At 34.4% G+C, this 3,873-nt stretch carries 5 protein-coding genes; all 5 read left to right on the top strand.

The annotated features are described in order from the left end of the window. Positions 1 to 43 precede the first annotated feature (43 nt). Positions 44 to 397 carry a hypothetical protein gene (locus tag H1P_RS37645; protein ID WP_222427199.1) on the top strand — a complete coding sequence of 118 codons (354 nt, stop codon included), beginning with the start codon at positions 44 to 46 and terminating at the stop codon, positions 395 to 397. 120 nt (positions 398 to 517) lie between these two features. Then, positions 518 to 715 (top strand): hypothetical protein, encoded by a 198-nt coding sequence (locus H1P_RS23830; protein WP_186376110.1) that lies wholly within the window; start codon positions 518 to 520, stop codon positions 713 to 715. A gap of 331 nt (positions 716 to 1,046) precedes the next feature. Then, positions 1,047 to 1,259 carry a hypothetical protein gene (locus tag H1P_RS23825; RefSeq protein WP_144872034.1) on the top strand — a complete coding sequence of 71 codons (213 nt, stop codon included), beginning with the start codon at positions 1,047 to 1,049 and terminating at the stop codon, positions 1,257 to 1,259. Positions 1,260 to 1,557: 298 nt separating this feature from the next. Next, positions 1,558 to 3,681: an AMP-binding protein gene (locus H1P_RS23820; protein WP_144872032.1), complete on the top strand. Its 2,124-nt coding sequence runs from the start codon at positions 1,558 to 1,560 to the stop codon at positions 3,679 to 3,681. Beyond that, positions 3,678 to 3,873 (top strand): TubC N-terminal docking domain-related protein (locus tag H1P_RS36415; protein ID WP_186376109.1); only part of this gene is annotated, 196 nt, incomplete at its 3' end. The genes H1P_RS23820 and H1P_RS36415, both read left to right, overlap by 4 nt.

Below are 3,873 nucleotides of genomic sequence, written 5' to 3'. Positions count from 1 at the left end.
TTTTATTTCCCTAATCATTTTTGATTTAAGCGAACCGTGAGTAATGAATAAGTCCCTTTCTACGAATGTCTATTGGCAGAAATGGAATCAGCTTTACAAGCAACTTTCCGATAAATTTCTCAAAGTGAAAGAAGCGGTAGAACAGGCAATGAAATCGACTCCCAGAGCCAGTTCCTTAGTTGAAAACCTCAATTCTCGCCTCAGAAATTACTTTTTCTTGAGAAAGCACCTGAATTCTGATTATCTTGACCTTCTCCGATTTTTTCTGAATCATTGCACCTTTAGGTCAAGCCGAGTGACTGAACGAAAAGGAAAAAGTCCTACGGAGCTGATGTCAGGTGAAAAACATCCACATTGGTTGTCAATGTTAGGATTTGAGCTTTTTCAACGAGCCTGAAAATTTAGTTTCAATAATAATACTTTTGTGCTTTAAGCGAAGTCAAAACTTGGCTCATTTTCACCTGCGTTTGTTACCCAAAATCCCCCGTTTTTGAACAGCGCCCAAAATACCCTGTTTTTGAACGACACCGCATACTGGGTTTATTTACATTTAGGTAACTATGATAATTTAGATTGGTTTGATTCAGCACAACAAGCACTAATTTTACTTCTACCTCATATTTTACTTCTCTCTCTTTTAAATCAGTTAGAGACAGTTAGACCTTGGTTAAATGAACTTGGTTTTGATTTTTCTCTGATTAGGTGCAAGATCTGAGTTAACCTAAACTGATGTTATTTAATATCAAATAGCTATAATTAAAATTGAACTACATTATGAATTATACTTTAAACATTCTATAAGTACAAGATGAAACTAACATGAGAAAATTATCATAAATATTGACTTGAAAATAGATAAGTCTTACTATCTAATCATTGGTTAAGAACTGATTATCGAATCAGATACAGCTATTAACTAATCAATCAATAATGTAGTGAGCAATTTAAAACAATGACAAACAAATTCTCGAAAATACTAGTGGTCATGGGCGTAAATATCGATACCATTAGCAAAGTTGATTCATAAATAAATTTAACCCATTTTAATGGCGACTGTATTTAAGCCTCGTTCCACTAGTCCATTAGGAACAGATTTGTTTTTTGATTTTAGTAGCTTTCTCAATGATTTATCCGAACATGACGAATCTGTAATTGCTGGTGGCAGTCGCTCTCGCTCTCGCAGTAATAGTGGTCGTCGTCGCCGTCGCCGTCGTCGCATGCATTACATAAAATTTAAGCAAGTTTCTATTTCTGCATAATCCACTGCTTGTTCGGCAACTTCCTCATTTCAGCCTTAGGTTCAAGTGAGTGAGAATCTATTGATTTATTATCAGATAAAACAATGATTCGATTAGTTTTGAACCTATCCTACTATTGATCCAGATATTAATTTTGAACACAAAGAACTAATATTTTTCTCTTACATTTTTAATGATTTTGTGATTCTAAATTACTAGAAAACCCTAAAAAATAATTAGAGGGATAGGTTCCTTATGGTTGCGATAACGACATTATCATATCATAGTAATTTTATGCTGCTTCCACAAGGATAAAAATATGAACTTATTAGACATTCTCACTTATAGAGCGGAACATCAGCCAGATAAAAAATCCTATATATTTCTCCTAGATGGAGAAACTGAATCAGCCAGTCTAACTTATGGAAAATTAAACAAACAAGCAAGAGTAATTGCTGCCCATCTTCAATCTTTTAAAGGAGAACGAGCTTTACTGTTATATCCTTCTGGATTGGAGTTTATTACTGCTTTCTTCAGTTGTTTGTACGCAGGGGTAATAGCGGTTCCAGTTTATCCTCCCAAACGGAATCAAAAGTTATCTCGTCTACTTTCTATCGCTAATGACGCTCAAGCAACAGTAGCTCTTACAACTACATCAATATTAGCTGATATTGAGAAAAAATGGGCAAGTGATACCGAATTAGCCCAGTTACGTTTGATAGCTACAGATACTATTGAAAGCGATCCTAAAGATTTTGTACCCATCTCGGTAACACAAAATAATTTGGCATTTTTACAATATACTTCTGGTTCTACAGGAACACCCAAAGGAGTTATGGTTACTCATGGAAATATTATCCATAACCAACAGACGATCCAAACAGCTTTTGGTCATAGTGAAAAGAGTATAGTTGCTGGCTGGTTACCTTTGTTCCATGATATGGGATTAATTGGTAATATCTTGCAGTCTTTATATGTAGGGTTTCCCAGTATTTTGATGCCGCCATTAGCGTTCTTGCAGAAGCCGATACGTTGGTTAAAAGCTATTTCTAAATATAGAGCAACTACTAGTGGCGGTCCCAATTTTGCTTATGATTTATGCGTGAGCAAAATTACACAAGAAGAATTACGCAATCTGGACTTAAGCAGTTGGAATTTAGCTTTTAATGGAGCAGAACCATTACGAACAGAAACTTTGGAGAAATTTAGGCAAAAATTTGCTGCTTGTGGTTTTAACAAAGATGTTTTTTATCCTTGCTATGGAATGGCGGAAACTACCTTGTTTACAACAGGTGGAAAGAAATATCATTCACCAGTAATTCAGGGAGTGAAAGCTCGTGATTTAGAGCAAAATTTGGCAGTAGAAACTGAGATTTTCTCTCCAGAAAGTCGAGTGTTTGTAGGATGTGGTCATCCTTATATGGACACAACGGTAATTATTGTTAATCCAGAGTCCTTAATTTGTTGTAGCCCAGAACAAATAGGAGAGATTTGGATTAGTAGTAAAAGTTTAGCTGCTGGATATTGGAATCGACCCGATGCGACAAAAGAAATTTTTCAAGCCTATGTTAAGGATACTGGAGAAGGTCCTTTTTTACGAACAGGAGACTTGGGATTTTTGAGAAATGGAGAGCTTTTTGTAACAGGAAGACTCAAGGATGTAATTATTATTAGAGGTCGTAATCATTATCCCCAAGATATTGAATTAACAGTTGAAAAGAGTCATCAAGCATTACGACTGAACAGTGGAGCAGCTTTTTCAGTAGAAGTAAAAGGGGAAGAAAGACTAGTAGTGGTGCAAGAAGTTGAGCGCACCTATGTACGTAAACTAAATTCGGAAGAAGTGGTTTCAGCAATAAATCAAGCTGTATCACAAGAATACGAATTAGCTATTGATACTGTAGTTTTGCTTAAACCAGGAAGTATTCCTAAAACCTCCAGCGGAAAAATTCAGCGCAGTGCTTGCTGGCAAAAGTTTATTGATGGAAGCTTAGAAAATATAGTTTTAAAAAGGTCTGTTCAAAAAGCTCTCCACAAAAACGAAAATTATATGGTCGAGAAAGAATTAGTTATAAGTAAATTGAATCAAATAATTACTCAATGTATTTCTTTCTCTTTACAGATAGAACTAAATAAAATTTCTTCGGAAAGCAATTTTTATGGTTTAGGTATTGATTCTCTTAAAGCTGTGGAAATTATTGGAGAATTGGAAGAGAAATTAAATATTTCTATTCCTCCTAAATTAATGTTTGAGTATTCAACAATTACCGAACTTAGCACGTATTTTTCCAAAAATTATGCAATAGAACTTGAAAATGAAGTATTAGTAATTCAAGACAAAGTAATTACATCAAAATTACTATTTGATGTTGAACCAGAAATTAAATCAGAAGAAGAATCTCAACCTATTACACAAAATCAAAGAATTGTAGGTGAATTATGAATTTAACTAACTTCTTACAAAGACTTATAATCCAAGGTTGGAAATTTCGGAATGATAAAGACAAATTGTTGTATGATGCTCCTAAAGAAAAGTTGACTTTAGATACATTAAATCAACTCAAGGAATACAAATCAGACATTTTACGTTTGCTGCGAGAAAGTCCAGAAATTTTTCAGATAGATTCTGCCCTCA

It is taken from the genome of Hyella patelloides LEGE 07179, assembly GCF_900659865.1.
Taxonomy (GTDB): Bacteria; Cyanobacteriota; Cyanobacteriia; order Cyanobacteriales; family Xenococcaceae; genus Hyella; species Hyella patelloides.
Note: the sequence above shows the minus strand (reverse complement) of the source record. Positions and strands in the feature narration are given on the sequence as shown.

Bases quoted from the DNA above. Each gene is read 5' to 3' on its own strand.
- H1P_RS37645 (WP_222427199.1), top strand. From the start codon at position 44: ATGAATAAGTCCCTTTCTACGAATGTCTATTGGCAGAAATGGAATCAG.
- H1P_RS23825 (WP_144872034.1), top strand. From the start codon at position 1,047: ATGGCGACTGTATTTAAGCCTCGTTCCACTAGTCCATTAGGAACAGAT.
- H1P_RS23820 (WP_144872032.1), top strand. From the start codon at position 1,558: ATGAACTTATTAGACATTCTCACTTATAGAGCGGAACATCAGCCAGAT.